This window comes from Prevotella sp. E15-22, assembly GCF_023204875.1.
In the GTDB taxonomy this organism is placed as follows: domain Bacteria; phylum Bacteroidota; class Bacteroidia; order Bacteroidales; family Bacteroidaceae; genus Prevotella.
Genome location: NZ_CP096247.1, coordinates 2,942,293 through 2,967,176, shown reverse-complemented (window position 1 = coordinate 2,967,176; position 24,884 = coordinate 2,942,293). Strand labels below are relative to the sequence as shown.

At 48.3% G+C, this 24,884-nt stretch carries 20 protein-coding genes and 1 tRNA gene; 14 read left to right on the top strand and 7 right to left on the bottom strand.

The window, feature by feature from the left end:
- The first annotated feature begins 8 nt into the window (after positions 1-8).
- The 5 genes from M1D30_RS12295 to M1D30_RS12275 all read left to right on the top strand — a co-directional run bounded on the left by M1D30_RS12295 (position 9) and on the right by M1D30_RS12275 (position 5,290).
- Positions 9-659, top strand: coding sequence for a DUF3109 family protein (locus tag M1D30_RS12295; protein ID WP_248504393.1), 651 nt, complete (start codon positions 9-11; stop codon positions 657-659).
- A gap of 110 nt (positions 660-769) precedes the next feature.
- On the top strand, positions 770-1,204 hold the full coding sequence (dut, locus tag M1D30_RS12290; RefSeq protein ID WP_248504391.1) for a dUTP diphosphatase: 435 nt from the start codon (positions 770-772) through the stop codon (positions 1,202-1,204).
- The gene (locus M1D30_RS12285; RefSeq protein ID WP_248504389.1) at positions 1,204-2,919 is read left to right on the top strand and encodes a tetratricopeptide repeat protein; all 1,716 of its coding nucleotides are present in this window, start codon (positions 1,204-1,206) and stop codon (positions 2,917-2,919) included. The genes dut and M1D30_RS12285 overlap by 1 nt, the downstream gene beginning before the upstream one ends.
- A complete protein-coding gene (locus M1D30_RS12280; RefSeq protein WP_248504387.1) occupies positions 2,916-3,770 on the top strand; it encodes a DUF4292 domain-containing protein in 855 nt (284 codons plus the stop codon). The genes M1D30_RS12285 and M1D30_RS12280 overlap by 4 nt, the downstream gene beginning before the upstream one ends.
- 17 nt (positions 3,771-3,787) lie before the next feature.
- A complete protein-coding gene (locus M1D30_RS12275) occupies positions 3,788-5,290 on the top strand; it encodes a murein hydrolase activator EnvC (protein ID WP_248504385.1) in 1,503 nt (500 codons plus the stop codon).
- On the opposite strand, the gene M1D30_RS12270 is transcribed toward M1D30_RS12275, so the two are convergent.
- Positions 5,280-6,341 carry a M20 family metallo-hydrolase gene (locus M1D30_RS12270; RefSeq protein WP_248504383.1) on the bottom strand — a complete coding sequence of 354 codons (1,062 nt, stop codon included), beginning with the start codon at positions 6,339-6,341 and terminating at the stop codon, positions 5,280-5,282. The two genes, M1D30_RS12275 and M1D30_RS12270, sit on opposite strands and share 11 nt — an antisense overlap.
- A gap of 174 nt (positions 6,342-6,515) precedes the next feature.
- Between M1D30_RS12270 and M1D30_RS12265 the strand changes: the two genes are divergently transcribed.
- From M1D30_RS12265 to M1D30_RS12255, 3 genes are all read left to right on the top strand, one after another.
- Positions 6,516-7,592 (top strand): hypothetical protein, encoded by a 1,077-nt coding sequence (locus M1D30_RS12265; protein WP_248504381.1) that lies wholly within the window; start codon positions 6,516-6,518, stop codon positions 7,590-7,592.
- Between the two features lie 160 nt (positions 7,593-7,752).
- On the top strand, positions 7,753-7,992 hold the full coding sequence (locus M1D30_RS12260; RefSeq protein WP_248507856.1) for a DUF2442 domain-containing protein: 240 nt from the start codon (positions 7,753-7,755) through the stop codon (positions 7,990-7,992).
- Between the two features lie 299 nt (positions 7,993-8,291).
- Positions 8,292-9,035, top strand: coding sequence for a hypothetical protein (locus M1D30_RS12255; protein ID WP_248504379.1), 744 nt, complete (start codon positions 8,292-8,294; stop codon positions 9,033-9,035).
- 188 nt (positions 9,036-9,223) lie between these two features.
- Here the strand turns inward: M1D30_RS12255 and M1D30_RS12250 are convergent, their stop codons facing one another.
- The 4 genes from M1D30_RS12250 to recO all read right to left on the bottom strand — a co-directional run bounded on the left by M1D30_RS12250 (position 9,224) and on the right by recO (position 13,167).
- Positions 9,224-10,567 carry an ATP-binding protein gene (locus M1D30_RS12250; protein WP_248504376.1) on the bottom strand — a complete coding sequence of 448 codons (1,344 nt, stop codon included), beginning with the start codon at positions 10,565-10,567 and terminating at the stop codon, positions 9,224-9,226.
- Positions 10,568-11,009: 442 nt separating this feature from the next.
- Positions 11,010-11,945, bottom strand: coding sequence for an IS3 family transposase (locus tag M1D30_RS12245; RefSeq protein WP_248504218.1), 936 nt, complete (start codon positions 11,943-11,945; stop codon positions 11,010-11,012).
- On the bottom strand, positions 11,945-12,316 hold the full coding sequence (locus tag M1D30_RS12240) for a hypothetical protein (RefSeq protein WP_248504216.1): 372 nt from the start codon (positions 12,314-12,316) through the stop codon (positions 11,945-11,947). The genes M1D30_RS12245 and M1D30_RS12240 overlap by 1 nt, the downstream gene beginning before the upstream one ends.
- A 95-nt stretch (positions 12,317-12,411) precedes the next feature.
- Positions 12,412-13,167 carry a DNA repair protein RecO gene (recO, locus tag M1D30_RS12235; RefSeq protein ID WP_248504374.1) on the bottom strand — a complete coding sequence of 252 codons (756 nt, stop codon included), beginning with the start codon at positions 13,165-13,167 and terminating at the stop codon, positions 12,412-12,414.
- Positions 13,168-13,272: 105 nt separating this feature from the next.
- Between recO and M1D30_RS12230 the strand changes: the two genes are divergently transcribed.
- The 3 genes from M1D30_RS12230 (at position 13,273) to gyrB (ending at position 15,878) form a co-directional block, all read left to right on the top strand.
- A tRNA-Glu gene (locus M1D30_RS12230) sits at positions 13,273-13,344 on the top strand.
- 170 nt (positions 13,345-13,514) lie between these two features.
- Positions 13,515-13,769 (top strand): 30S ribosomal protein S20, encoded by a 255-nt coding sequence (rpsT, locus tag M1D30_RS12225; protein ID WP_248504372.1) that lies wholly within the window; start codon positions 13,515-13,517, stop codon positions 13,767-13,769.
- Between the two features lie 132 nt (positions 13,770-13,901).
- Positions 13,902-15,878, top strand: coding sequence for a DNA topoisomerase (ATP-hydrolyzing) subunit B (gyrB, locus tag M1D30_RS12220; RefSeq protein ID WP_248504371.1), 1,977 nt, complete (start codon positions 13,902-13,904; stop codon positions 15,876-15,878).
- 40 nt (positions 15,879-15,918) lie between these two features.
- Here gyrB and buk read toward each other — a convergent pair whose 3' ends face one another.
- Positions 15,919-16,989 (bottom strand): butyrate kinase, encoded by a 1,071-nt coding sequence (buk, locus tag M1D30_RS12215; RefSeq protein WP_248504370.1) that lies wholly within the window; start codon positions 16,987-16,989, stop codon positions 15,919-15,921.
- 35 nt (positions 16,990-17,024) lie between these two features.
- Positions 17,025-17,861 carry a phosphate acyltransferase gene (locus tag M1D30_RS12210; RefSeq protein WP_248504369.1) on the bottom strand — a complete coding sequence of 279 codons (837 nt, stop codon included), beginning with the start codon at positions 17,859-17,861 and terminating at the stop codon, positions 17,025-17,027.
- Between the two features lie 121 nt (positions 17,862-17,982).
- Here M1D30_RS12210 and M1D30_RS12205 point away from each other — a divergent pair, with 121 nt between their 5' ends.
- From M1D30_RS12205 to M1D30_RS12195, 3 genes are read left to right on the top strand one after another with little or no spacing between them, the layout of a single operon-like run.
- On the top strand, positions 17,983-19,500 hold the full coding sequence (locus M1D30_RS12205; protein WP_248504368.1) for a glycoside hydrolase family 30 protein: 1,518 nt from the start codon (positions 17,983-17,985) through the stop codon (positions 19,498-19,500).
- The gene (locus M1D30_RS12200) at positions 19,497-22,376 is read left to right on the top strand and encodes a hypothetical protein (RefSeq protein ID WP_248504367.1); all 2,880 of its coding nucleotides are present in this window, start codon (positions 19,497-19,499) and stop codon (positions 22,374-22,376) included. Before M1D30_RS12205 ends, M1D30_RS12200 begins: the two co-directional genes overlap by 4 nt.
- 32 nt (positions 22,377-22,408) lie before the next feature.
- Complete coding sequence (locus M1D30_RS12195; protein ID WP_248504365.1) at positions 22,409-24,814, top strand: beta-galactosidase; 2,406 nt, start codon at positions 22,409-22,411, stop codon at positions 24,812-24,814.
- Positions 24,815-24,884: the final 70 nt, after the last annotated feature.

Here is a 24,884-nt window from a genome sequence, read left to right as displayed (position 1 = left end):
AGAATTGTATGAGTAAGCTTCCTCCCATATTGCAAGTGGCAGATGTGTTAATATCGTCAGACATCCTCACAGAAGAGTTCTGTTGTGATTTGGAGGCGTGTCATGGCATCTGCTGCGTGGAAGGCGATGCAGGCGCACCTGTTACCCTCGACGAGGTCATGGAGATAGAGAACAGTGTCGATGCTGTGTGGCATGACCTGAGTGCCTCTGCGCAGGCGGTTATTGATCGTCAGGGAGTGGCCTATACCGACGAGGAAGGTGATTTGGTGACGAGCATCGTAGGAGGTAAGGATTGTGTCTTTACATGTTACGATGATCTGGAACTGTCAGAGGATGCAGATCAGGCTGCGCCTGTTGTTGTTAAGAACTGCTGTCTTTGTGCGCTGGAAAAAGCTTGCCGTGTTGGTAAGACACAGTTTGTGAAGCCCATCAGTTGCGCCCTTTACCCCATTCGCGAAAAGGTGTTCTCTGATGGTACCATTGCCCTTAACTATCATCAATGGGATATCTGTCGTTGCGGCCGTGAGAAAGGTCGTCAGCTCCATCTGCCTCTTTATAAATTCCTCAAGGGACCGCTTGTTCGCCGCTTTGGTGAGGCCTGGTATGAGGAGTTGTGTGTGATGGCTCGAGAGCTACAATCGCAGGGCTATCTACAGTGATGACTATTTGTCATTCTGCGAATTTTCTTTGAACAACACATTTTAGCATATTTTTTATGGTGTTTTCAAGATAAATCGCTAATTTTGCACCTTAATATTACACTATTAAGATGAAAATTCAAGTTGTTAACAAAGGACACCAACCCCTGCCTGCTTATGCCACCGTGCAAAGTGCTGGCATGGACTTGCGTGCCAATATTGATGAACCCATCGTGTTGAAACCCCTGGAGCGCCGACTCATTCCCACAGGCTTGCATATTGCTCTGCCTGCCGGCTATGAGGCACAGGTGCGTCCACGCAGTGGCCTGGCCCTGAAGAAGGGTATCACCGTGTTGAACTCGCCAGGAACTGTTGATGCAGACTATCGTGGGGAGGTGGGTGTACTGTTGATTAATCTGTCGCAGGAAGATTTTGTTGTTAATGATGGCGAACGCATTGCTCAGATGGTTATTGCACGCCATGAACAGGCTGAGTTCGTTGAGGTGGAAGTACTTGACGAAACGGAACGTGGCGAAGGTGGCTACGGTCATACAGGTGTGAAATGATGAGAAAAAGGTTCTATATCGTGCTGCTCTGGTTTGTTGGCTTGACTGTCAACGCTCAGACGGCTGTTCAGGAACCAGAGGATGTGCAGCGCAGATACAACATCCTTTTCAATGAGGCCATGCTGCAGAGACAGCGTGGAAAGCACGACGCTTCGTTCGATTTGCTGACGCGTTGTCTGGAACTGAAACCTGATGCGTCGGAGTCTTGCTTCTTCCTGGCTCAGTATTATTCAGAGATGAAGAACACGGATAAGGCTCTGGAACTCTTTAAGAGAGCCACAGAGTTGAGTCCGAATAACATGACCTACATGGAGACGTTGGGTCGTTCCTATATCGGCAAAGGCCAGTATGCAGAGGCTATTCCTGTGTTCGAGAAGATGTACGAGCAGGACAAGAGTCGTGAAGAACTGCTCGAGACCATCTATCGACTGTATATCCAGGAGAAAGACTATAAGAAGGCTGTTGGCGTACTCGACAGGATTGAGACGATTGATGGCAAAAATGAGCGTATCTCGCTGGCTAAGAGTGCTCTTTACGTGCAGATGGGCGACCATCAGAGTGCTGTAGAGGCTGTGAAGTCTTTGTCTGAAGAACATCCTTACGATATGGACTATCGTACGCTTTATGCCAACACACTGATGGGAAATGACGAGTTGGACGAGGCTTACGATGTGCTGAAGAAGATCTTGGTCGAGGAGCCTGATAATGCGAAGGCACAACTGTCGCTCCGTTCGTATTATATCCATATGGGGGATGATATGGCTGTCGACTCTCTGACCTACTGCATTCTGCTGAATAAACATACTGCCACAGAGGAGCGTGTCAACATGATGCGCCAGCTTATAGGCGAGAATGAACGTGAGGGTGGCGATAGTACTGAAATCCTGAACGTCTTCGGAAAACTGCTGGCACAGCCAGAGCCTGATGTTGATATGGCCATGCTGAAGGCGGCTTATATGGACCTGAAGAAGATGCCTAAAGATAGCATTGCCTCTGCATTGAAACTGGTGCTGAAGATGGCTCCCGACTATGCACCTGCGCGCCTGCAGTTGGTGCAGTATGCTTGGGAGGATGAGGATAATGCCAGTATCATCAGATTGTGTCAGGCTGCTCGTCAGTATAACCCTGAGGAGATGGCTTTTTATTACTATCAGGGCATGGCCTATTATCGTATTGACGACAAGGATCATGCCTTGGATGCCTTCAAGAATGGTATCAGTGTGATCAATGATGAGAGCTCGCCAGAGATCGTATCCGATTTCTATGCCGTGTTGGGCGATCTGCTTTTCCAGAAGGATCGCGAGCAGGAGGCTTATGCTGCCTATGACTCGTGCTTGCAGTGGAAGCCCGATAATATTGGCTGCTTGAATAACTACGCTTATTATCTCAGTCTGAAGGGCGACAACCTGGAAAGGGCCGAGGAGATGAGTTTCAAGACCATCAAGGCAGAACCAAGAAACGCCACTTATCTGGACACCTATGCATGGATTCTGTTTATGCAGAAACGCTATGCTGAGGCTCGCGTCTATATCGATCAGGCCTTACAGAACGACTCTACGCCTGGCTCTGTGGTCATTGAGCATGCTGGCGATATCTATATGATGGCAGGTGATCCTGAGGGGGCTGTCAATCTGTGGCAGCAGGCTTTGGGATTGGATCCTGGTAATAAGCTACTCATGAAGAAGATTAAACGAAAAAAATATATTAAGCAATGAAAATCTCGTCTATCTTAAAGGTTGCCGTATTGGCACTTCCATTGTTTATGGCATCTTGCCACGTTCATAAAAAAGCTGTTAAAGACACGCCAGAGACTGTTGTTTCTGCAGAGACACAGCAACAGACTGCTTTCTTGGAGAAGGTGAACGATAACACCTCGAAGCCACAGTTCGTGACGTCGAAACTGAAGTTCTCAATTGAGTATGGACCACAGCAGGTGTCGTTGACAGGCAACTTGAAGATGAAGCGTGACGACGTGATTCAGTTGCAGTTGATGGCCTTTGGCTTCGTGGAAGCAGGACGTATTGAGTTTACCAAGGACTATGTGCTGATCATCGACCGTATCAACAAGCAGTTCCTGAAGGCACCCTATAACTATGTGGACTTCCTGCGTAATAGTGGCATCAACTTCTTCACGTTGCAGGCTCTGTTCTGGAATGAGCTCTTTGTGCCTGGTCGTCAGAGTGTCGACAAGGAGGCTTTGGAGAAGTTCTCTACGAACATGGATGCTGAGGATGTGGTCATCACTTTGGACGAGGGAAAGATGAACTACAGTTGGCTGGCCAACAACAAGTCGGGCCGCATCAAGATGGCGAACATTGCCTATCGTGATCAGTTGAAGGGCAACACCCAGTTGAACTGGGACTACAAGGAGTTTACAAGAATGGGCAGCATTGCCTTCCCCAGCAACATGGGTATCTCCTTGACAACTCCTGAAAGCGAGATCAAGTTGGGCATCCGTTTGAATTATCTGAAGAACGAGAGCGACTGGGCTACTCGTACAAAGGTTTCTGATAAATATCGCGAGGTGACGGTTGACCAGATTCTGCGTCGCTTCATGGCTCTATAAAAGAATAAAGATAAAGTATGAGAAGACTCATTGTCCTGCTCTTGGCTCTTGTTGTTTGTGTGATGGCTCCGGCTCAGAAGTCGAAGACCACACAGCGTAAGAAGACCACAACACAGGTACAGAATAAGAAAAAAACAAAGAAAACAACAACCAAGAAGCCTGCGGCCAAGAAACCGCTGACTGAAAGGGAGAAGATGCAGGCTTCGCAGAAGCAGTTGCGTCAGGATATCGAGAAGAAGAAAAAACAGAAGGCAGAGCTGGACCGCAGGGTGAAGCAGCAGATGCAGGATGTGCTGGTACTTGGAGGCGAGATTGACGATAAGAAACGACTGATTGATACGATTCGCACGCATATCGCTACGCTGGACAGTGCGCTCACCACGCTCAATGCCGAGATGAAGGTGCTCGAGAAGGAACTGGCCGACCGCCAGCAGCGTTATGTCAAGTCGATGCGCTATATGTATCGCAATCGCAACTCGCAGAGCAAGATGATGTTTGTGTTCAGTGCCAAGAACGTCAACCAGATGTATCGTCGCTCACGTTTTATGAAGGAGTATGCCACCTATCAAAAGGCGCAGGGCGAGGCAGTGAAGGTGAAGCAGGCACAGATCACGGCCAAGCAGCAGGAGATTGAGAGTAACCGTCAGGAGAAGAATATCAAGTTGCGAGAGGGCCAGACGGAGCAACAGAACCTGGAGCGTAAGCAGGCTGAGCAGAAACAGATGGTGGTGAAGCTGCAGAAGGAACAGCGAACAGTTCAGGAACTGATTAAGAAGGAACAGAAGCAGGAGGCTGAGCTGAATGCTAAGATTGAAAAGCTGATTGCCGAGGAGATTGCTCGCGAGAAGGCGCGCATCGAGGCTGAGAAGAAACGCAAGGCTGAGGAACTGGCACGCAAGGAGCGTGAGCGCAAGGAGCGCGAGAAGCGACTGGCTGAGGCAAGAGCGAAGGAGGAGGCTGCCAAGGCTCAGGCGCGTGCGGCCAAGACTGAACGTGAAAAGGCTGAGGCTGCTCAGCGTGCAAAGGCTGCCGAGAAGGATCGTGTGACGGCCGAGCGCCATGTGGAAGAGACTAAAAAGGAGATTGACAGCTTTGTCAATGCCGATCCAGATAAGAAACTCACTGGCAACTTTGCCAGCAACAAGGGTAAGTTGCCTATGCCCATCACAGGTCCTTACCAGGTTGTTCGTGGCTTTGGTTCCAACGTTGTCGAGGGCTTGGGTAATGTTCATTTGAGCAGCAAGGGCTTGCACTTGAAAGGACAGCCAGGCGCCATGGCTCGTTGTGTGTTCGATGGCGAGGTGAGTAAGATCTTCTATTCTGGTTCTTCTTATGTGGTGATGGTGCGCCATGGCAGATACATCTCTGTGTATTGCGACTTGGCCAGCGTCTCAGTGAAGGCAGGACAGAAGGTATCCACCAATCAGACACTTGGACGACTGGGTGCATCAAACACCATGCAGTTCCAATTGCGTAACTGGACCGAATTGCTCAATCCTCGTCCTTGGCTCAGAGGATAATCTTCAGATAGGTGTCAAGGGCTTGTTCTATCTCGTCAATGCGGATAAACTCGTTGGCGCTGTGACTGCGTGACGATTCACCAGGACCCAGTTTGAACGAGGGGAAGGGCATCAGGGCCTGATCCGATAGGGTGGGCGAGCCGAAAGGCTTGAGTCCCAATGCTATGCAGCGCTTCACCAGCGGATGGTCTGTGGGGATGCATGATGAGTGCAGACGGAATGAACGTGGCTTCAGGATGCACTTCTTCATATGCTTCTGAAGGAAGTTGAAGACGAATTCGTTGTGATAGTATTCGTTAGTGCGAATGTCGAGCACGAAGTGTAGTGCGTCTGGAATAACGTTGTGTTGGGTGCCACTCTCTACCTGTGTCACGGTCATCTTGCTGAATCCCAGCAGCGGACTCTCCTTCTTGAACTTATAATCGCGCAGCCAGACAAGGTCGTCCAAAGCTTCGTAGATAGCATTCACACCTTCGTTTCTTGCAGCATGACCACTCACCCCCCTTGCATATCCGTCAATCACCATCAGTCCCTTTTCGGCTATGGCTGGCTGCATGCCAGTAGGCTCGCCAACGATGGCCACGTCAATCTTGGGCAACAGTGGCAATACGCGCTCAACACCGTTTTTTCCAGATACTTCCTCTTCGGCCGAAGCCAGATAGACAAGGTTGAAGGGCAACTCACGTTCTTTTAAGATACGGAACACCTGTAAGAGGGTCACCAGTCCGCCGCCGCAGTCGTTGGCACCTATGCCGTAGAGGCAATTGTCAATGATGGCAGGCTCGTGAGGGTCGCGTGTCCATGTCCTTACAGGTTTCACAGTGTCGATATGCGCATTGAGGAGGATGGTCTGCTTGGTTTCGTCGAAGTTGTCCGATACTGCCCACAGGTTGTTGGCCTCGCGTTGTGGGTTCAGTCCCCACTGCTTCATGCGTTCTTCCATCAAGTCGGCAGCGGCCGTCTCGTCTCTGCTCACGCGTGGTGTGGCAATCAGTTCCTTCAGCAGTTCCACTGCATCGTTCACATATCTGCTTTTATCCTCAATACCCATATCGACATTGTTTTTTAATACTTTCGTCTGCAAAATTACACTTTTTTATTCTAAAAAGAATTCTTTTTGGTCTATAAAAAGGGTACTAATCATGGCAATTGTACTTTTTCTTATTATTATTTGGATGAAAAAGGAATATTTTTTAACTTTGCATCAAATTTAAAATATTTTGTCATGTTAAAAAAATACCTGCTTATTGTTGCTGCAGCCCTTTTTGGCAGCTTGGCTTCTGTTGAGGCGAAAATAAACTATGTTCCCCTCTATCTTGTAGTCACTCAGACAGACTCGACAGATGCAACACAAACATTGGCTAATACATTGTTCGTTACACAGGATGACCATAAATTCATCCTTCCTGAATCTGAAGATAGTTTGACATTCATGCTCTTCAAGGGTGATGAAAGTGTATACGCAGTACCTTGCAAACGCTGTCAGCCAGTTTATCTGCCTACGACAATCGATGGTGACTATGAAGTGCGTCTCTGTGCCGATAACTATTATTATTACGGCTATGTCACGTTAGATAAGCGAATCAGTGGACAGGACAGCATTCCAACAGAGAATACCAATTGGGAGAATATCAAACTCTTGGGAAGCGATACGCCTCAGCAGTTTATCTTGGATAATATTCTGGGCTTGCATGTGGTTGAATACACTATGAAGCCTAATTCTGGAATGTCAGAAGAAGACCTCAGTTATCTGAGTGAGGAAGAGAGAGAGGCCTATATTCATCATTTGGAACAGATGAATGAGGAGATGCGCTCAAAGTTGCGTTACGGCTTATTGCCTGAGGAACTTAAGGCAATATTTCCCTCGTTAGTTGTGAAGATTCCAGATGGATTTGGAATCAATTATACTGATCTTATTCCCATCTTGATCAGTTGTATTCAGGAACTGAAAGTGCAAATTGACAGTCGTACGGAAAAGTTTGTTGATGTCATGATGGCACGTGGTGGTGATGCTACTGACGTGGGTTCCGTTCGTTCGATTATGGGCAATACGCTTATCTCAGCAGTACCTTCATCTGTCAATGAGCCGGCCACTGTGCGATATCTTTTGGCAGAAGATGTTTCCAATGCCTATCTTCTTGTTACAAACATGGCTGGTCGTGTGATGACAAGAGTACCACTTTCTCCAGCCGATACAAGTGCCACAATCGATAGCAGCATTTTGGATAAGGGAATCTTCCTATGCACGATGTTTGTTAATGGAGAGGTCGTAGAAACCAAGCGTTTGGTAAAGACGAAATAACAATTATCTCCGAGCCGACAAGCGACTCGGAGATTTTTTTTTGTTTTTCTTGGAAGTTTCATTTATATTCCTTATCTTTGCGCCAAATAATGTAATATTTGTAATGAGTCCAGTCTTTAGACGCGAAAGCGAAGGTAGCAGCACATCGGCAAGCGTATTGATGATTAATGCGCAAGGCATTATGCTATCCGTGCTTGGTAACGATTACTTCCTCTCTTATAATCGTATACCCTGGATGAAAGATGCACCTATTAGTAGTGTGCTAAATGTGCAGATGTCTGGCTCGGAAGCTATAGAATGGCCGGATCTTGACGTGGACCTTGAGATTGAAAGTCTGCGTCACCCAGACCGTTATCCGCTAGTCATCAAACGTAATCCATTGGATTATGTAGAAGCATAAGATATAATAATGTAGAACCCATTAATTATTGATGCCTATGGGCTGAAAAAAAAGATAAAGTATAACAAGGACATATAGGATAGAACATCCACTTTTTGATTCTTGTCTCCCTAATATCGCCAAATATATGAGACAATCAAGAACGAAAGATGGGGTTCGCGCCTGATGGCGTGGACTTTTACTCGTTTAGATTGTTAGGCGTTTGGCGACGCTTGGGAGACGTAGACAGAGTAATTTGTCCACGTTTTTTTGTATATATCTAGTTCAAATAACCAATTAATAAATTAAAACTAAAAATTATGAAAACAATTAGATTTTGGAGCATGATGCTCGCTGTATTGGCCTTGCCATTTGTTACATCTTGTGGAAGCGACGATAACGATGAAGACAATGTGGATACATCCCCAATTTCCATCTACTCTGACGGTGAAAAGGTAATCGAATGGGCTGATACTATTACATCTTCAAATCCATTTGTAGCATATGCAACGGGAAATAAAGTATCTGCTTTCCATGTTGGTGAAACAAGTCTCTTGGTGAATGGTAAACATACTATATCGATAAAAGTAAAACCATTGTATAATCTCTATGATGATCCTGTCAATAATTGGGGATGCACTGTGGATTACGTTAAGAGCCATCAGACTCAGGGTACTTTAAGCGACAAGTCAACAGAAACAACGTTGACTTATGAAAATGCTGGTGGTGCCAGTTATTTAGTCTATATGTTTGAAAATGGTAAATTAGCTAGTATAGGAGCTGTAGTTAGTACAAATCATGCTTCTACTTATGGGAAGTATTTGGCTGAACGCTATATTATGACGACATACTATGAGGGTAGCAAATCCTATTTTATCGGAATCGATGGACTGACATCAGAAACATCAACTACCTTTATTCGAATGGAGGTTTCAAGTGCGAATTATATAACAACGATTTACGTTCCCGTAAGTTCAGCGAAATCTAGAGAGACTCGCTCAATAGACAATCAAGATAGATTTAATCAGTATGCCAAGAAACTTTTGGAAGTTGTTTCTGAATGATTGATTTATGAAAAGGAATAGAATATACTTGTTGTTTCTCAGATAAGAAGCAGGCAGTACCAACAGAAGTACTGCCTGCGATTTTTGTTTACCACTCATAATCCTCGACGAACCCATCGAAAAGGACGTCGCCGTTCCAGCCAGCCTCGTGGGAATACTGGCGTATCTGTCTGTAATCTGTTTGCTATCTATAAGAAATATGCTAGATATGCAGGTAGATACTTCATGGATTCTTCTCGTGCATAATCTTTGGTATAGATAAGATAACGCTCATTGGTGATACGTGACGAGAATTTCTTGCAAAATGCATCTATGGATGCATGTGTTTTGTATGAAGAGGACTTTACCTCGATTGGAAGTATCTTAGTCCCGCGAGACAACAGGAAATCGACCTCATAATTGTGTTTCCCACTTTCTGTTGGCCATGAATGATAGAATAGTTTATTGCCGGAAGCTGTAAGCATCTGAGCCACAATATTCTCATATAGGTAGCCAAGGTTAGTGGCAAGCTTGTCGCTGAGAAGTCTTTCGTAGATGACGTTTTCTGTAAATGCTTTGTCTCGAAATGCCAGCGTTACAAAGAGACCTGTGTCACCAACAAACATTTTGTACGACTCCAAATCCTCTGTACTTCCAAGACCTATATTGGGATCATCACAGTGGTGTGAGATATTCACTGTTTTTGTCTTTTCCATCTCTGAGATAAGTTCTATGTAATCTTCAGTCCTTGCCTTTGGAATAACACTGGAAATCTTATAGCGAGAGGCATTGCTGTTGAGTTGCGCAGGTATAGCTGCAAATATGCGTGCAGCCTTTCCTGATGGGTCGATTTTTCCCCAATCCTCGTCATATAAGTCCAAAATAAGCCTTTTGGCTCGGTCTACCATTTCAAAGTTGTTTGTCTCCAAATAGGCATCAACAGACTGAGGCATACCACCAACAAGCATATAGAGACGGAAATCTCGCATCAGTTTTCTATGTGCTTCCTTTAATGGGTATGGATTATCCCAGATAGTACGGAGTAATGGGATAGTTGCCGTATCGCCTAAGGCCCATCGAAACTCTTCATAATCCATTGGATACATACAGATGCGTTCTTCTTCGCTGGGAATGAGTATGTTCTTTGTGTTTTTTCGAATAGAAATAAGGGAGCCAGTTTCTATATAATCGTAACGATGGTCTTCCACAAACGACTTGATTGCCTGACGAGCAAGAGGCTGGAACTGCACCTCATCAAAAATAATAAGGGATTCTCGTTCGATTAATTGCACACCATAAATCAGCTGAAGCCTCAGAAAAATATAATTGAGGTCAGATATGTCGTTAAAGAGATCCTTGACTTCCTTTGAGCATTTGGTGAAATCGATAAAGATGAAGGACTTGTACTCGTTCTTGGCAAAGCTCTTAACGATAGTTGATTTGCCGATTCGACGAGCACCTTCTATGAGGAGAGCACTGTTTCCATTGCTCTGCTGCTTCCACTTGAGTAGCTGGTCGTATATTTTACGTTTGAAAAGTCTCTTAGGCTCCATAATTTCCTTGTTTTGACGTTGCAAATATAGGGAATTATTTTCTTTCCTCAAAATTTTTTAGGGGCAAAACCACAAAATTCTCAAAATTTATTTGGCAGTATTTCGCAAAAATCTCAAAATCTTCGTGTTTTTCCTGTAGTATATCGTTTGAGTAGACAACAACGCTCTTAGACTGAAAACATAATGGAAACAGAGTGTTTCTATAATGGAAACAAAGTGTATCCATAATGGAAACAGAGTGTTTCTATAAAGGAAACAAAGTGTTTCGCTTATGGAAACAAAGTGGAAACTGTAGTTTAACGATTTTAGTTGACTACTTCCAGTCTTATTAATGATAAGAGTTGACTCAATTAAACTTAATTTTTATTTCACGTTGACTCTATTTGGAATTAGTTATAAATCGGGTTTACACCTATTCTGATGCAAAGATACCTATTTAATTTTATGCAGCCAAAGCTTTGAGTGCAATTTCTCTGTGACTCTTCCATTTCTTCTTCAATTCGCCAGTACAGAGAGCAGCCTGAGCTGGTGTTTTCCAGTCAAGGCTCATATGTGGACGCTCGTTGTTATAGAAGTCAATAGCTACTTTCAGGGCTCTTTTTACCTCATCAATAGAGAAAAACGACATGTCCATAAGCAATTCGTTCTTGATAATGCCGTTGACACGTTCGGCTACTGCATTCTCCTTGGGATCTCCACACTCAGTCATGCTGATCTTGATATTGTTTGCTTTCAGAATATCCGTATAGGCGTAGCTGGCGTATTGGACGCCGCGGTCAGAGTGGTGGATGAGGTCATGGGCAGGATTTCCGCCAAGACGCTTCAAAGCCATGTTGAGCGCGTTAATGGCAAACTTGGCCTCCAGCGTATCGCCCACGCACCAGCCGATAATCTCTTTCGTATAGTAGTCCGTCACCAGCGACAGGTAGCAGAAATCGTACTCGCCAGTCTGGCCATTGAGATAGACGACCATATAGGTGATGTCGCTCACCCATAGTTGGTTGGGACGTAACGGGATGAGCTTCTTCACAAGGTTGGGATACAAGGGCAGGTCGTGGTCGGAGTCCGTTGTCCTGGTACGACGCTTCTTCTTGCGCACCTTCAAGCCGTATTTGTCAATGATGTCGTAGAAACGGTTGTAGCCCACACTGTGTTCCTCGCCGAATGTATCTGTATACTTATGCCACAGCGGACCACCGCCCATGCCGCGGTCCTTCTTGCGGATATTCTTGATAAACTCCACTACAAATGTCTCTTCTGCGAGCTTACGCATCTGACTGTTGCCGTGTTTGTAGTAGGCCTGTGTACTCACACCAAGCAGCTCACACTGCGACGTGACAGGATAAGCCTTCGCGTCGCGAGTGTAAAGCCTACTCACTACTTGGTGCCAGCTTTTTTTAAGTCAATGCCGTACACTTCCTTGCCAAAAGCCACCATCTCCTCATAGAAGTCTGCACGAAGCTTCTCTTTCTTCAGTTGAGACTTCAGGGTTGACACCTCCTCAAGTAACTTCTTGTAGTCCTCCGGAGTTACATCATTGCCTTTTTTCTTCATTTGATCTGCTAAATCTGGATATTCCGCAGCAAAGGTACGAAGAATTTTGTAATAACGAGTTCTATTTAGACCTGTACGTGATAAAATTTCACTCTCACGGAGGTGCTGGACATAACGCATATCAAAGACATCCTTCATCTCGTTAATCAGATTTACATCTCTAGAATAACATTTTTCTTTGGGTTGTTTCACCATAATGTTGAACTTTTGGTGTCAACCTTATTTAAAACAAGACAAACAAAAATTAAAGGAGAAAAAGCCTTTGTTAAACGGGGAAAAAGCCTTGCGGTTTACTGAAACAACTCCTGCAGAACGGGGAGAGAACGGAGTTCAGGGAATTGGGGAATGTGAAGGCGATAGTACTGGATGATAAGTTCCAGGATGCGGTTGCGGTCGGCACGACCCATGCGGAAAAGATGCATAGAGAAAAAATCCATGCGCATGAGCAGGCGGATGCGACTGGCCTCGTTGGGCATCAGGAAATCGCGATGCAGCGGTGTGTGCTCGCAGAAACAGGCCGCACGTAGGTCGAAATACAGATTGTCCTCGCTTCGTTGGGCCTTTTCGCCTTCATGCCTTGGTGCCTCCAGGTTGGGATAGAAGCCCAGGAAACGACTGAGGTGCATCAGGAACACCAGGTGGAAATTGGCAAAGTCGCTCTCGCGTTGATCCAGCCACTGAATGCTGGTGCAGACATACTCGAACAAAGGCTCATTCTGCTGCTCGCCACGCAAGGCATGATAAAGAAACTCGCAGATGAAAAGTCCGATGGCCAACTTCGAAGGATCGCTCAGTAGCGAGGGCAGAGGGGCCAGCAGCGAGGCCTCGCTAATCTTCTGCAGTTGAGACTGTAGGTTGACGTCGGCCTCTATATTTAATAAGGTAAGTGGCTGGAAATACTGCTTCTTGATCTTGCCATGAGCGCTGCGAGGCATGGGAACCATGAACGAAAGACGCCCATGACTTTTGGTGAATGTGTCGACCACTAATTTCGACTCGCCATATTTGAAAGTATGCAGTATAATTGCCTCAGTCTTAACCTTCATGGCTGCGAAATTAGCAAAAAAAACACAAAAAAGAGCAGTTTTCTTTGGGAAAATTTGGCTAAACCAGAAAAAAGTAGTAATTTTGCACCCGCTTTAAGCGTCGATGGTCCCTTCGTCTATCGGTTAGGACGAGAGATTTTCATTCTCTAAAGAGGAGTTCGACTCTCCTAGGGACTACAAAATTAAAATCCGTCATCTGCGCAGTGGTGCGCTACCAGCAGGAGTTGGGAAGGGGTGGCGGAGGATTTTTTTTGAAGAGGCCACTCTTCTGAAAGGTCCGCCCAGGGCATCCCTTGAGGAGCAAGACCCATAAGCTTTAAATTTAACAACAAAAAATTAATTAAAAAATGGCAAACCACAAATCATCGGTGAAGAGAATTCGCCAGGACAAGAAGAAGGCATTGCACAACAAGTACTATGCTAAGACCATGCGTAACGCTGTTCGCAAGCTGCGCGCTATGACAAACAAGGAAGAGGCTACTGCTCTCTATCCCAAAGTTCAGAAGATGCTGGACAAGTTGGCTAAGACCAACATTATTCACAAGAACAAGGCTGCTAACCTGAAGTCAAGCCTCGCTCAGCACGTGAATAAGCTGGCTTAATAAGCCTCAAAAATACAACAAAGCCGCTCAAGTTCGCTTGGGCGGCTTTTTTTATCGTTTTTTTCGCACGAAAAAATTCGTCATTCTCGCTTTTATTTTGTACCTTTGCACCAATTTAGTACAATAAAGAAAATGGCAGAAGAACTGAACCAAACAGAACAAAATTATTCCGCGAGTAACATTCAGGTACTTGAGGGATTGGAAGCCGTGCGCAAGCGCCCTGCTATGTATATCGGCGACATCAGTGAAAAAGGTCTGCACCACTTGGTGAACGAGACTGTCGATAACTCTATCGATGAGGCTATGGCAGGCTATTGCACGCACATCGAAGTGACCATTAACGAAGATAATTCTATCACCGTTCAGGATAATGGACGTGGTATCCCTGTAGACGAACACGAGAAGATGCACAAGAGCGCCCTTGAGGTGGTTATGACGGTGCTTCACGCTGGTGGTAAGTTTGATAAAGGCTCTTATAAGGTTTCTGGTGGTCTTCATGGTGTGGGTGTGAGCTGTGTGAACGCTCTGTCTACTCATATGAAGTCGCAGGTGTTCCGTAATGGTCATATCTATCAGCAGGAGTACGAGAAGGGTAAGCCCCTGTACGACGTGAAGATTGTGGGCGACACCGACAAGACAGGTACCCGTCAGCAGTTCTGGCCCGACGGCTCTATCTTCACCACCACCCTCTATAAGTACGACATCATCGCCAAGCGTATGCGCGAGCTGGCCTATCTGAATGCCGGCATCACCATCACGCTCACCGACCTGCGTCCTGATGAGGAGGGTAAGCTGCGCGAGCCCGAGGTGTTCCACGCCAAGGAAGGCCTGAAGGAGTTTGTGCGCTACGTGGACCGTCATCGTACCTCTATCATCGGCGACCCTATCTGTCTGAAGACCGAGAAGGACGGTGTGCCCATCGAGGTGGCTCTGCTGTATAATAGCGACTATTCAGAGAATATCCACTCTTACGTTAACAATATCAACACCATTGAAGGTGGTACCCACCTGACAGGTTTCCGCATTGCCCTGGCCCGTACACTGAAGAAGTATGCCGACGAGGACGATCAGTTGCGCAAGCAGATTGAGAAGGCCAAGATTGAGGTGGCACAGGACGACTTCCGCGAGGGTCTTACTGCCATCATCTCAGTAAAGGTGGCCGAGCCTCAGTTCGAGGGTCAGACCAAGACAAAGCTGGGTAACAGCGAGGTGAACGGTGCTGTACAGAAGGCCGTAGGCGAGGCTATGACCAACTACCTGGAGGAGAACCCCAAGGAGGCTCATACCATCTGCGAGAAAGTGATTCTGGCTGCCACAGCCCGTATTGCTGCCCGTAAGGCACGTGAGAGCGTACAGCGTAAGAATCCTATGACTGGCGGTGGCCTGCCTGGTAAGTTGGCCGACTGCTCGAACAAGGATCCTAAGGAATGTGAGATCTTCCTCGTCGAGGGTGACTCGGCCGGTGGTTCTGCCAAGCAGGGTCGCGACCGTCATTTCCAGGCTATCCTGCCCTTGCGTGGTAAGATCCTGAACGTTGAGAAGGTACAGTGGCACCGTGTGTTCGAGGCCGAGTCTGTGATGAACATCATCCAGAGTATTGGTGTGCGCTTCGGCGTTGACGGCGAGGACTCAAAGGATGCCAATATCGATAAGCTGCGTTACGACAAGATTATCATCATGACCGACGCCGACGTCGATGGCTCGCACATCGACACGCTGATCATGACGCTCTTCTATCGCTTTATGCCGCAGGTTATTCAGGGTGGTCACCTCTATATTGCCACACCTCCCCTTTACAAGTGCACCTATAAGAAGGTCTCTGAGTACTGCTACACTGAGCAGCAGCGTCAGGCTTTCATCGACAAGTATGTGGCTGGCGACGAGAACTCTTCTGCCCTGCACACACAGCGCTACAAAGGTCTGGGTGAGATGAACCCAGAGCAGTTGTGGGAGACGACAATGAATCCTGAGAACCGACTGCTGAAGCAGGTAACCATCGAGAATGCTGCTGAGGCTGATGAGATCTTCTCAATGCTGATGGGCGACGATGTGGAGCCACGTCGTGAGTTCATCGAGAAGAACGCTACTTATGCTAATATCGACGCTTAATATAACAAATAAAGGCTGACCAACGGGTCAGCCTTTATTTTTATTCGTATATCTTCACTTCTCGCTTCCCTCGCAGCACAGCCAGCGCATTCAGAGCCAGGGCTTCCATTTCATCTTCGCCAGGGAAACAATAGGTGGGTGCCAGGAACTCAATACGCTGACGCAATCGGCTGATCACATATTCCGAGCGAGCCAGTCCGCCAGTGAGCAGGATGGCATCAACCTTGCCACAGAACACAGCCCCAAGTCCCACGATGTTCTTTGCCACGTGATAGATCATGGCGTTCAGAATCATCTCAGCATGCTCGTCGCCATTGGCTATGCGCTGCTCTATCTCCTTCACGTTGCTGGTGCCCAGGTGGGCATTTAGTCCGGCCTTGCCAGCCAGGCGCTTGAGTAGTTGCTTCTCAGAATACTTGCCACTGAAACTCAGTCGGATAAGGTCGGCAGCAGGCAGACTGCCTGCGCGCTCAGGCGAGAACGGTCCCTCGCCATCCAGTGCGTTGTTGGCATCGACAGCCCTTCCGTGCTGATGGGCCGCCACAGAGATGCCTCCACCTAAGTGGCAGATAATCAGGTCGAGGTCCTCGTAGCGTTTGCCAATCTCGTTGGCAAAGCGTCGTGCGATGGCGCGTTGGTTCAAGGCATGCCAGATGCAGATGCGGTTCATCAAGGGTGAGCCGCTGATGCGAGCATAGTCGTTCAACTCGTCCACCACGCCTGGGTCGGCAATAAATGAACGGCAACCAGGAATGGTTTGAGCAATCTCGTGCGCAATCAGGCATCCCAGATTGCAGGCGTGGTTGTGCATCGCAATGCCGTTGAGTGTGTCGTCCAGCATCTGCTGGTTAATCTCATATACGCCACCCGCAATAGGCTTTACCAATCCGCCGCGACCAATCACGGCATCGAAGCGCATCGGCTCGTTCATGCGGTTCAGTTCGTCGAGTATCAACTGTTTGCGATACTCCAATTGGTTCAGTACGTCGTCGCCAAACTTCGCCAACTCCTCGTTGGTATGATTGATGCCACGCAATATCCTTGGCTTCTCGTCCTCGAAGACAGCCATCTTCGTGGATGTGGAACCAGGATTAATGACCAATATATACATAGGCAAAAAAATGTTGAATGCTTAATGGGAACGTGCTATACGCAGGCCAATGCCAGCGAATAGAACTTATTGTCGGCCGAGTCGGCACGCGAGGTGAGTACCACAGGCACCTGAGGACCCTGCAGGATGGCAGCTGTCTGAGCTTCGCAGAACAACGTGATAGTCTTATAGAAGACATTGCCAGCCTGGATATCCGAGAAGATAAGGCCGTCCGACTTTCCTTCCAGAGGCGACTGGATGCCCTTCTTGTGCAAGGCAGCAGGCGAGAGCGATGTCTTCAGGTCGAGCGGTCCGTCCACGATACATGGACCAAAAGCGCCTGTCTTGGTCTTCTCTACCAGCTCCTGATACTCCACGGTGCAAGGGAAATGCTTGGGGTTCACCTTCTCAGAGCAACTGATAAGGGCAATACGCGGCTCCTCAACGCCCATCTTTCTGCATAGGGTCAGCAGATACTGCAGCTGCTGCTCGCGCTGCTCCTTGGTGGGGTAGGGAATCACGGCCACATCGGTCATGAACAGTAACTTATCGTACATGGGAAGTTTGGCGCAAGTAAGGTGGGTGAGCACCTGTCCCTTGGGCAGGATGCCCGTCTCTTTGTTGAGGATGGCCTTCAGCAGGTTGTCCGTGTTGAGCAGACCCTTCATAATGACGTCGGCCTGACCTTCGCGAACCAGCGCCACAGCCTTGGCTGCCGCCACGTCCACATCGTCATCGTCAACGAAGATAGGCTCTGCGAAACCAGCCTCCTTGGCTCGCATCACAGCACCCTTCGTGCTTTCGTCTTGTCCGCAAACTACGGCCACTCTGCGCCTAGTGCCACTGGCTTTCAGATGTTCGGCCAATTCATCAAAACACTGTATAGCTTTCATCGTCTATGAGTTTATTGGTTGTTTGTTGGTACAAAGTTACGAAAAAGTTTTTATATCAGCGTACTTTTCCAGATATTTTTCTTATCTTTGCATCCAACAATCCAACATTTAAAACTTACTTATGAAACAAGTACTGACTCTGGCGTTTCTTACATGCGCCCTCGCCGTTCAGGCGCAGACTTACACGATTAATCCGAAAAGCCCGCAGCAGACCATCGAGCATTTCGGAGCTTCTGACGCGTGGTCTATGCAGAACATCGGTCTATGGCCTGAAGAAAATGTCCAACAGCAGATTGCCGATTGGCTCTTTTCTACAGAGAACGACGCTAATGGACAGCCTCGTGGCATAGGTCTTTCATTGTGGCGCTTCAACCTGGGGGCAGGCAGTGCTGAGCAGGGCGACTCCTCGTATATTAATAGGGACACTCGTACGGAGTGCTTCCTGCGCTTTGACGGTACCTACGACTGGTCTCGTCAGGCTGGTCAGGTGAAGTTTCTCAAGATGGCCAAGCAGCGTGGTGTGCCCTATATCCTAGCCTTCCTCAACTCACCCCCTGTGTATTTCACTGAGAATGAGTTGGCCACCAACACTGGTCGTGATGGTACGCTGAACCTGCGCTATGAGTGCTACGATGACTTTGCCAAGTTCATGGCCGAATCGGTCAGCGGCTTGGAGCGCGAGCATGGTGTGCATATCGACTATATATCGCCTGTCAACGAGCCTGATGGCCACTGGAACTGGCAGGGCCCCAAGCAGGAGGGCTCGCCTGCCACCAATTGGGAGATAGCCGAGGTGGCGCGCAAGACGAGTAAGGCCTTTACAGAAAAGGGACTCAAGACGCAAATCATGGTCAACGAGTCGAGCGACCTGCGCTGTCTTCTGGGCGTCTATAAGACGTCTTGGGAGCGTGGCAACGCCATTGCCTCGTTCTGGTCGAAGGACAGTACACAGACCTATCTGGGCGATACGCCATTGGTGCCCCACTTGATGCTGGCACACAGCTATTGGACTAACACGCCTGTCAGTTATATGAAGCGTATCCGTCAGGACCTGCGTAAGACATTGAAGAAATATGGCGTGAAGTTCTGGCAGTCGGAGATCTGTATTATGAGTAATGACGAGGAGATTGGTGGTGGCGGTGGTTATGACTTTACGATGAAAACCGCCCTCTATGTGGCTCGCGTCATTCATCACGACCTCTGCTATGCCAATGCCGAGAGCTGGTCTTGGTGGCGTGCCTGTGGTGGTAACTATAAGGACGGTCTTATCCGTGTGTATGACCGCCAGCATCGTGCCCAAGACAGTCGCCTGATGTGGGCACTGGGTAACTATAGTCGCTTTGTGCGTCCTGGTGCCGTGCGCTACGACGTTGACTCAAAACAGAAGGAAGACCCCTATGGCGTGATGGTCTCGGCCTATCAGAACAAAGACGGCTCGTGGGTCGTTGTGGCCATCAACTATAGCGAGAACAGTCAGCCCTTCTCCTTCACAGTGGGCCGCAACGATGTTGCGGCGTGCAGCTGGCAGCCCTATCGCACCAGCGATGCCGATGGAGAGACACTTAAACCATTAACCCCATGCAGCGGTGAGACCACCCTGGCTCCTCGCAGCATCACTACATTCGTTTCGAAACAATGAACCATAAGATATACACCCTTCTCCTGTCGCTCAGCCTCTGTCTCACGGCCAATGCCCAGCATGCCCTTGATAGTATCAAAAGTATGCTGATGAACGCACCTGTGCAGGAGAAGGTGTATCTACATCTTGATAACCAATGCTATTTCAAAGGAGATACCATCTGGTATAAGGCCTATGTGATGAGGGCCGACGATCTGACCTATTCCAATATGAGTCGCATCCTCTACGTGGAACTGGTGTCGCCCGATGGCATGGTGGTGGAACGCCAAAGCATCATTGCATCGGAAAAGGGCTATGGCGACGGCAACTTTGCCCTGGAGGACTCGATCTATTCTGGTTTCTATGAGGTAAGGGCCTATACGCGCTGGATGCTGAACTTCTGTGTCAGTGAACATAAATATGGCTATAAGGACTATGTCCATTTTTACGACCGCCAGATGGCGCATGACTTCTTCCGTCAGTTTGATGCCGTCTATTCGCGTGTGGTTCCTGTCTATGAACGACCAGAGAAGCCTGGCGACTATTCAGGCAAGTATATTGTGAGCAGACCAAAGTCGCGTGCTGAGAAGGAACTCAAGGAAAGACTTACTGTGAACTTCTATCCTGAAGGCGGACATCTGATTGCTGGGCAGACCTGTACGGTGGCCTTCGAGGCCCTTGATGAGGAAGGGGAGCAGCAGAACATCAGCGGCTTCCTACGTATTCCTGACAGGAAGGATAGTCTGGCCATCCGTACGACACATCAGGGACGTGGATGCTTCACTGTCAAGGTGCCTGATAGTGGACGACTTTCTGCCCAGTTCATGTGGCATGGCAAGCGTTATTCCATCGACCTGCCAAAGACGGAGAAGCTGGGATGCGCCTTGCATCTGGATGCTGTGAGCAGTCGGTTGAAAGCGGATATCAAGTTGAGTGGACTGCCCGATGACCAGCAGTATGGCGTGGCCGTGCTCTGTCGTGGCGTTCTTAAGTATTTCGAGACGATTACTGGCAGTAAGCAACTCGTTATCAACAAGGCCGACCTGCCAACGGGTGTCAACAACCTGGTGGTATTCGACGAAACAGGACAGCCCCTGGCCGACCGTTTGTTCTTTGTTAACCATCATGACTACGACGACGCAACTATTGCTGTGGATGCCACCACCAGGACCTACGAGCCATTCGAGCAGATAGACCTGAACTTCAAGGCGCCTGGTGATGCCCAGCATATCTCTATTGCTGTGCGCGATGGCGCTACTGACGAATTGACCTACGACACGGGTAATATGCTGACCGATCTGCTGCTGAGTAGTGAGCTGAAGGGCTTTGTGGCCTATCCCGACTACTATTTCGAGGCCGATGACGCTGCGCATCGTCAGCATCTTGACCTCCTGCTGATGGTGCAGGGATGGCGACGCTACGACTATCAGACGTTGACCAGCGGACAACCTTTGCGCTATGCGCCAGAACAGCAGATGGTGGTGGAGGGTGCAGTCTATCCGATGCCAGAAACGCCAAGCTATCAGCCTGACGAGGTGCGCTATTGGGCCAAAGGTGTCTTTGGCTACAGTCCTTCGCTGCTGGGCGAACTTGATGGCCCGAAATACCTGCTTGAGGAGTTGGCCGAGCGTACGGCAAGTGCACAGAGTTCTTCGTCGGATGCCAGTGGTAGCGAGGAGTCTGGTGGAACGGCTCCACCTCCAGGCGGTGTCTCTACCTTATATAAGGAGGGTACGGCGCTGACTATCCGTGGCATTAACAGTGAATATGATTTATTCCAGGCTCGTGGCGGACTTAAAAAGGAGGTGACCCTTGAGGCTGAGTTGGTTTATGGTAAGGATGTGGCAACGGTCCAGATGGAAACCGACCATGGTGGTCGTTTCTCGTTTAATGTGCCACCTTATTATGGTCAGGCTATCCTCTTTATTAAGGCCTATGATACGGATATCAGTGACAGAAAACACCGTCGCATTGAGAACAAGGGTGTGCTTGACGAGACAGCCATTCCTGAGTACTATGTGAAGCGTGATCTCTTCTATCCAGTCTTTGCGAAGAAATTTTCGTTCTATCAGGTGCACCAGCCTGAGGACGAATATTCGATGTCTACGATGGACGATAGCGAGTTGCCTGAGGTGGAGAGAATATCGAAGATGGACACGAAGTTGAAAAATGTCAGCGTAAAGGGCCGTCGCCGTCGTGGCCGTCGTAAGATTGACTATAGTAAGCCGGCGTGTGTTTACGATACGCAGGAACTTTATAACCTGGTCACTGACCGTGGACTCTCTTTTGGCTATTACGATGCGCGAGAGTTCCCCTTCCAGGTGAGCATGGCGCTGTTGGGTAATTACAATAGTGATGAGCCCATGCATGTGTTGGCGCGACACAATGATGGCATGCTGGTGCCTTATGTCTTCTATCGTAACTTTGACCCAGGTGTTTCGATGGAGCAGTTTAAGAGCGACTACCTGATAAATCAGGATATCATGCTCAACCGCCAGGACAAAATACGTCTGTATACTGATTTTGAGTTGCGCAATGAGGAAAAGCGTGTGGAACAGAATATCAATGCGCCTGATGTGACACTCGACTTCATGTTGTTTGAAGATGGTGGAAAGACCTATACTTATCGTGACCGTCGACTTATTTTGCAGGGTATGTATGCTCCTTATGAGTTTTATCATCCCAATTACAGTCAGCGCCCTTTGCCAGACAGTTTGCAGGATTATCGTCGCACGCTCTATTGGAACCCTAACGCCCGTCTTGACGAGGAAGGTCGTTTCTCTTGCTCGTTCTACAACAATGGCAAGCAGACACGCATCAGAGTGGCGGCCGTTGGACTGACTCAGGATGGCAAACCAGTCTTTAACAGAATGGATGGCAACATGAGAAAAGAATAAATATCATTTAATAATAAACAAACACTACTACTATGAACATTTTCAAGCATCTTGCCCTCGCGGCATTGTTGTTGGCAGCACCTGCTTCGATGCAGGCAGCCAGCAAGCCTGGTACGTTTACCACGGGCAACAAGACGTTCCTTCTCAACGGCAAACCCTTCGTGGTGAAGGCAGCCGAGGTTCACTATCCCCGTATCCCCCGTGCTTACTGGGATCATCGCATTAAGATGTGTAAGGCTCTGGGCATGAACACGGTGTGTATCTATGTGTTCTGGAATATCCATGAGCAGAAAGAGGGCCAGTTTGACTTCACTGGTAATAACGATGTGGCTGAGTTTTGCCGTATCGCACAGAAGAACGGCATGTATGTCATCGTGCGCCCTGGACCATACGTTTGTGCAGAATGGGAGATGGGCGGTCTGCCTTGGTGGCTACTGAAGAAGAAGGATATTAAACTGCGTGAGCGCGACCCATACTTCATGGAACGCGTAAAGATCTTCGAGCAGAAGGTGGGTGAGCAGTTGAAGCCGCTGACTATCCAGAATGGTGGTCCTATCATTATGGTGCAGGTAGAGAACGAGTATGGCTCGTATGGCGAGGATAAGCCTTACGTCAGCGAGATTCGCGACTGTCTGCGTGGTATTTATGGCAAGGAATTGGCATTGTTCCAGTGCGACTGGTCGAGCAACTTCGAGAAGAACGGATTGGACGACCTTACCTGGACGATGAACTTCGGCACGGGTGCCAACATCAACGATCAGTTCCGTCGTCTTGGCGAGTTGCGTCCTAACGCACCAAAGATGTGCTCTGAGTTCTGGAGCGGCTGGTTCGACAAGTGGGGCGCTCGCCACGAGACGCGTCCTGCAAAGGATATGGTGGAGGGCATGGATGAAATGCTCAGCAAAGGCATCTCGTTCTCGCTCTATATGACTCACGGAGGTACCTCTTTTGGCCACTGGGCCGGCGCTAACTCTCCTGGCTTTGCACCTGATGTTACCTCGTATGACTATGACGCCCCCATCAACGAGTATGGTCAGGCCACGCCGAAGTTCTGGGAACTGCGTAAGATGATGGAGAAGTATAACGACGGCAAGAAGATGCCTAATGTGCCTAAGGCGCCTATGCCCATCATCACTGTGCCTAAGTTTGAGCTGACAGAGTTTGCACCACTTTTAAGTGCAATAACCAAGCCCGTTAATGGTGAAATTAAGACCTTTGAGGAAATGGATATGGGTTGGGGCACAATGATGTACTCCACCCGTCTGCCCGAGATTACTTCTCAGAGTGTGCTCAGTGGTGAGTTCCATGATTTTGCTCAGGTGTTTATTGATCAGCAGTATATTGGAAAGATTGATCGTGTGAAGAACGAGAAGTCGCTTATCATCCCTGCAGTCAAGAAAGGTGCCGAGTTGATTATCATCGTTGAAGGTATGGGTCGCATCAACTTCGGTCGTGCCATCAAGGATTTTAAGGGCATCGTTGGCAACGTCACGCTAACTACCGAGACTGACAATGTAGAGATGATGCTGACGCCGAAACAATGGACGAATGTAGCCATTCCCGATGATTATCAGACCGCAGTAAGAGCTCTTGATAGGGTGAAAGGTGTCAACGATCAGGTGACTGCAGGCAAGGTGAAAGGGAGTGTTCCTGCACTTGCCTTAACACAAGGCTATGAGGGCTCGAAGAAACTTGGCGACATCATGAAAGCTGGCTATCATCGTGGCTACTTCAATCTAAAGAAGGTGGGTGACACGTTCTTGAACTTCGAGACTTGGGGTAAAGGACAGGTTTATGTGAATGGTCATGCCATGGGCCGCATCTGGAGCATTGGTCCGCAACAGACGCTCTATGTGCCTGGCTGCTGGCTGAAGAAGGGCAAGAACGAGATTATCGTACTTGACGTGGTTGGTCCTCGTGAGGCTGTGGTATGGGGACAGGCTGAGCCTGAACTGAATAAGTTGCAGCTGGAAAAGAGTAATAAGCACAATAATATTGGCGATAAGCCCGACTTGAACAGTGCTACGCCCGTGGCTACTGGCGCCTTCAAGGCTGGCAACGGCTGGCAGACCATCCAGTTTGGTAAGACCGCGAAGGGTCGTTACCTCGCTATTGAGTGTCTTTCTACACAGAAGGACGGCGATCGTGTAGCCATCGCTGAGCTTTACTTGCAGGGACAAGACGGCAAGCGACTCTCTCGCGAGCCTTGGAAGACCAAGTATGCCAACTCGGAGGATGAGGGTGGCAACCACCTGGGTGATAAGGTGTTCGACCTGCAGGAGTCAACTTACTGGCAGACAGAGAAGGGTGCCTCGGCTCCTCATCTCCTTGTCATTGACCTCGGCTCAGAGCAGAGCGTGAAGGCTCTTGAGTACCTGCCTCGTGCAGAGCAGGGTGCTCCAGGCAGTGTGAAGAACTTCAAGGTTTACCTCTATTAAGGTATTTTTGTTAATAAGAAAGGCGGCATCCCGTGTGTGTGGGGTGCCGCCTTGTTTTATCCTGAGAATC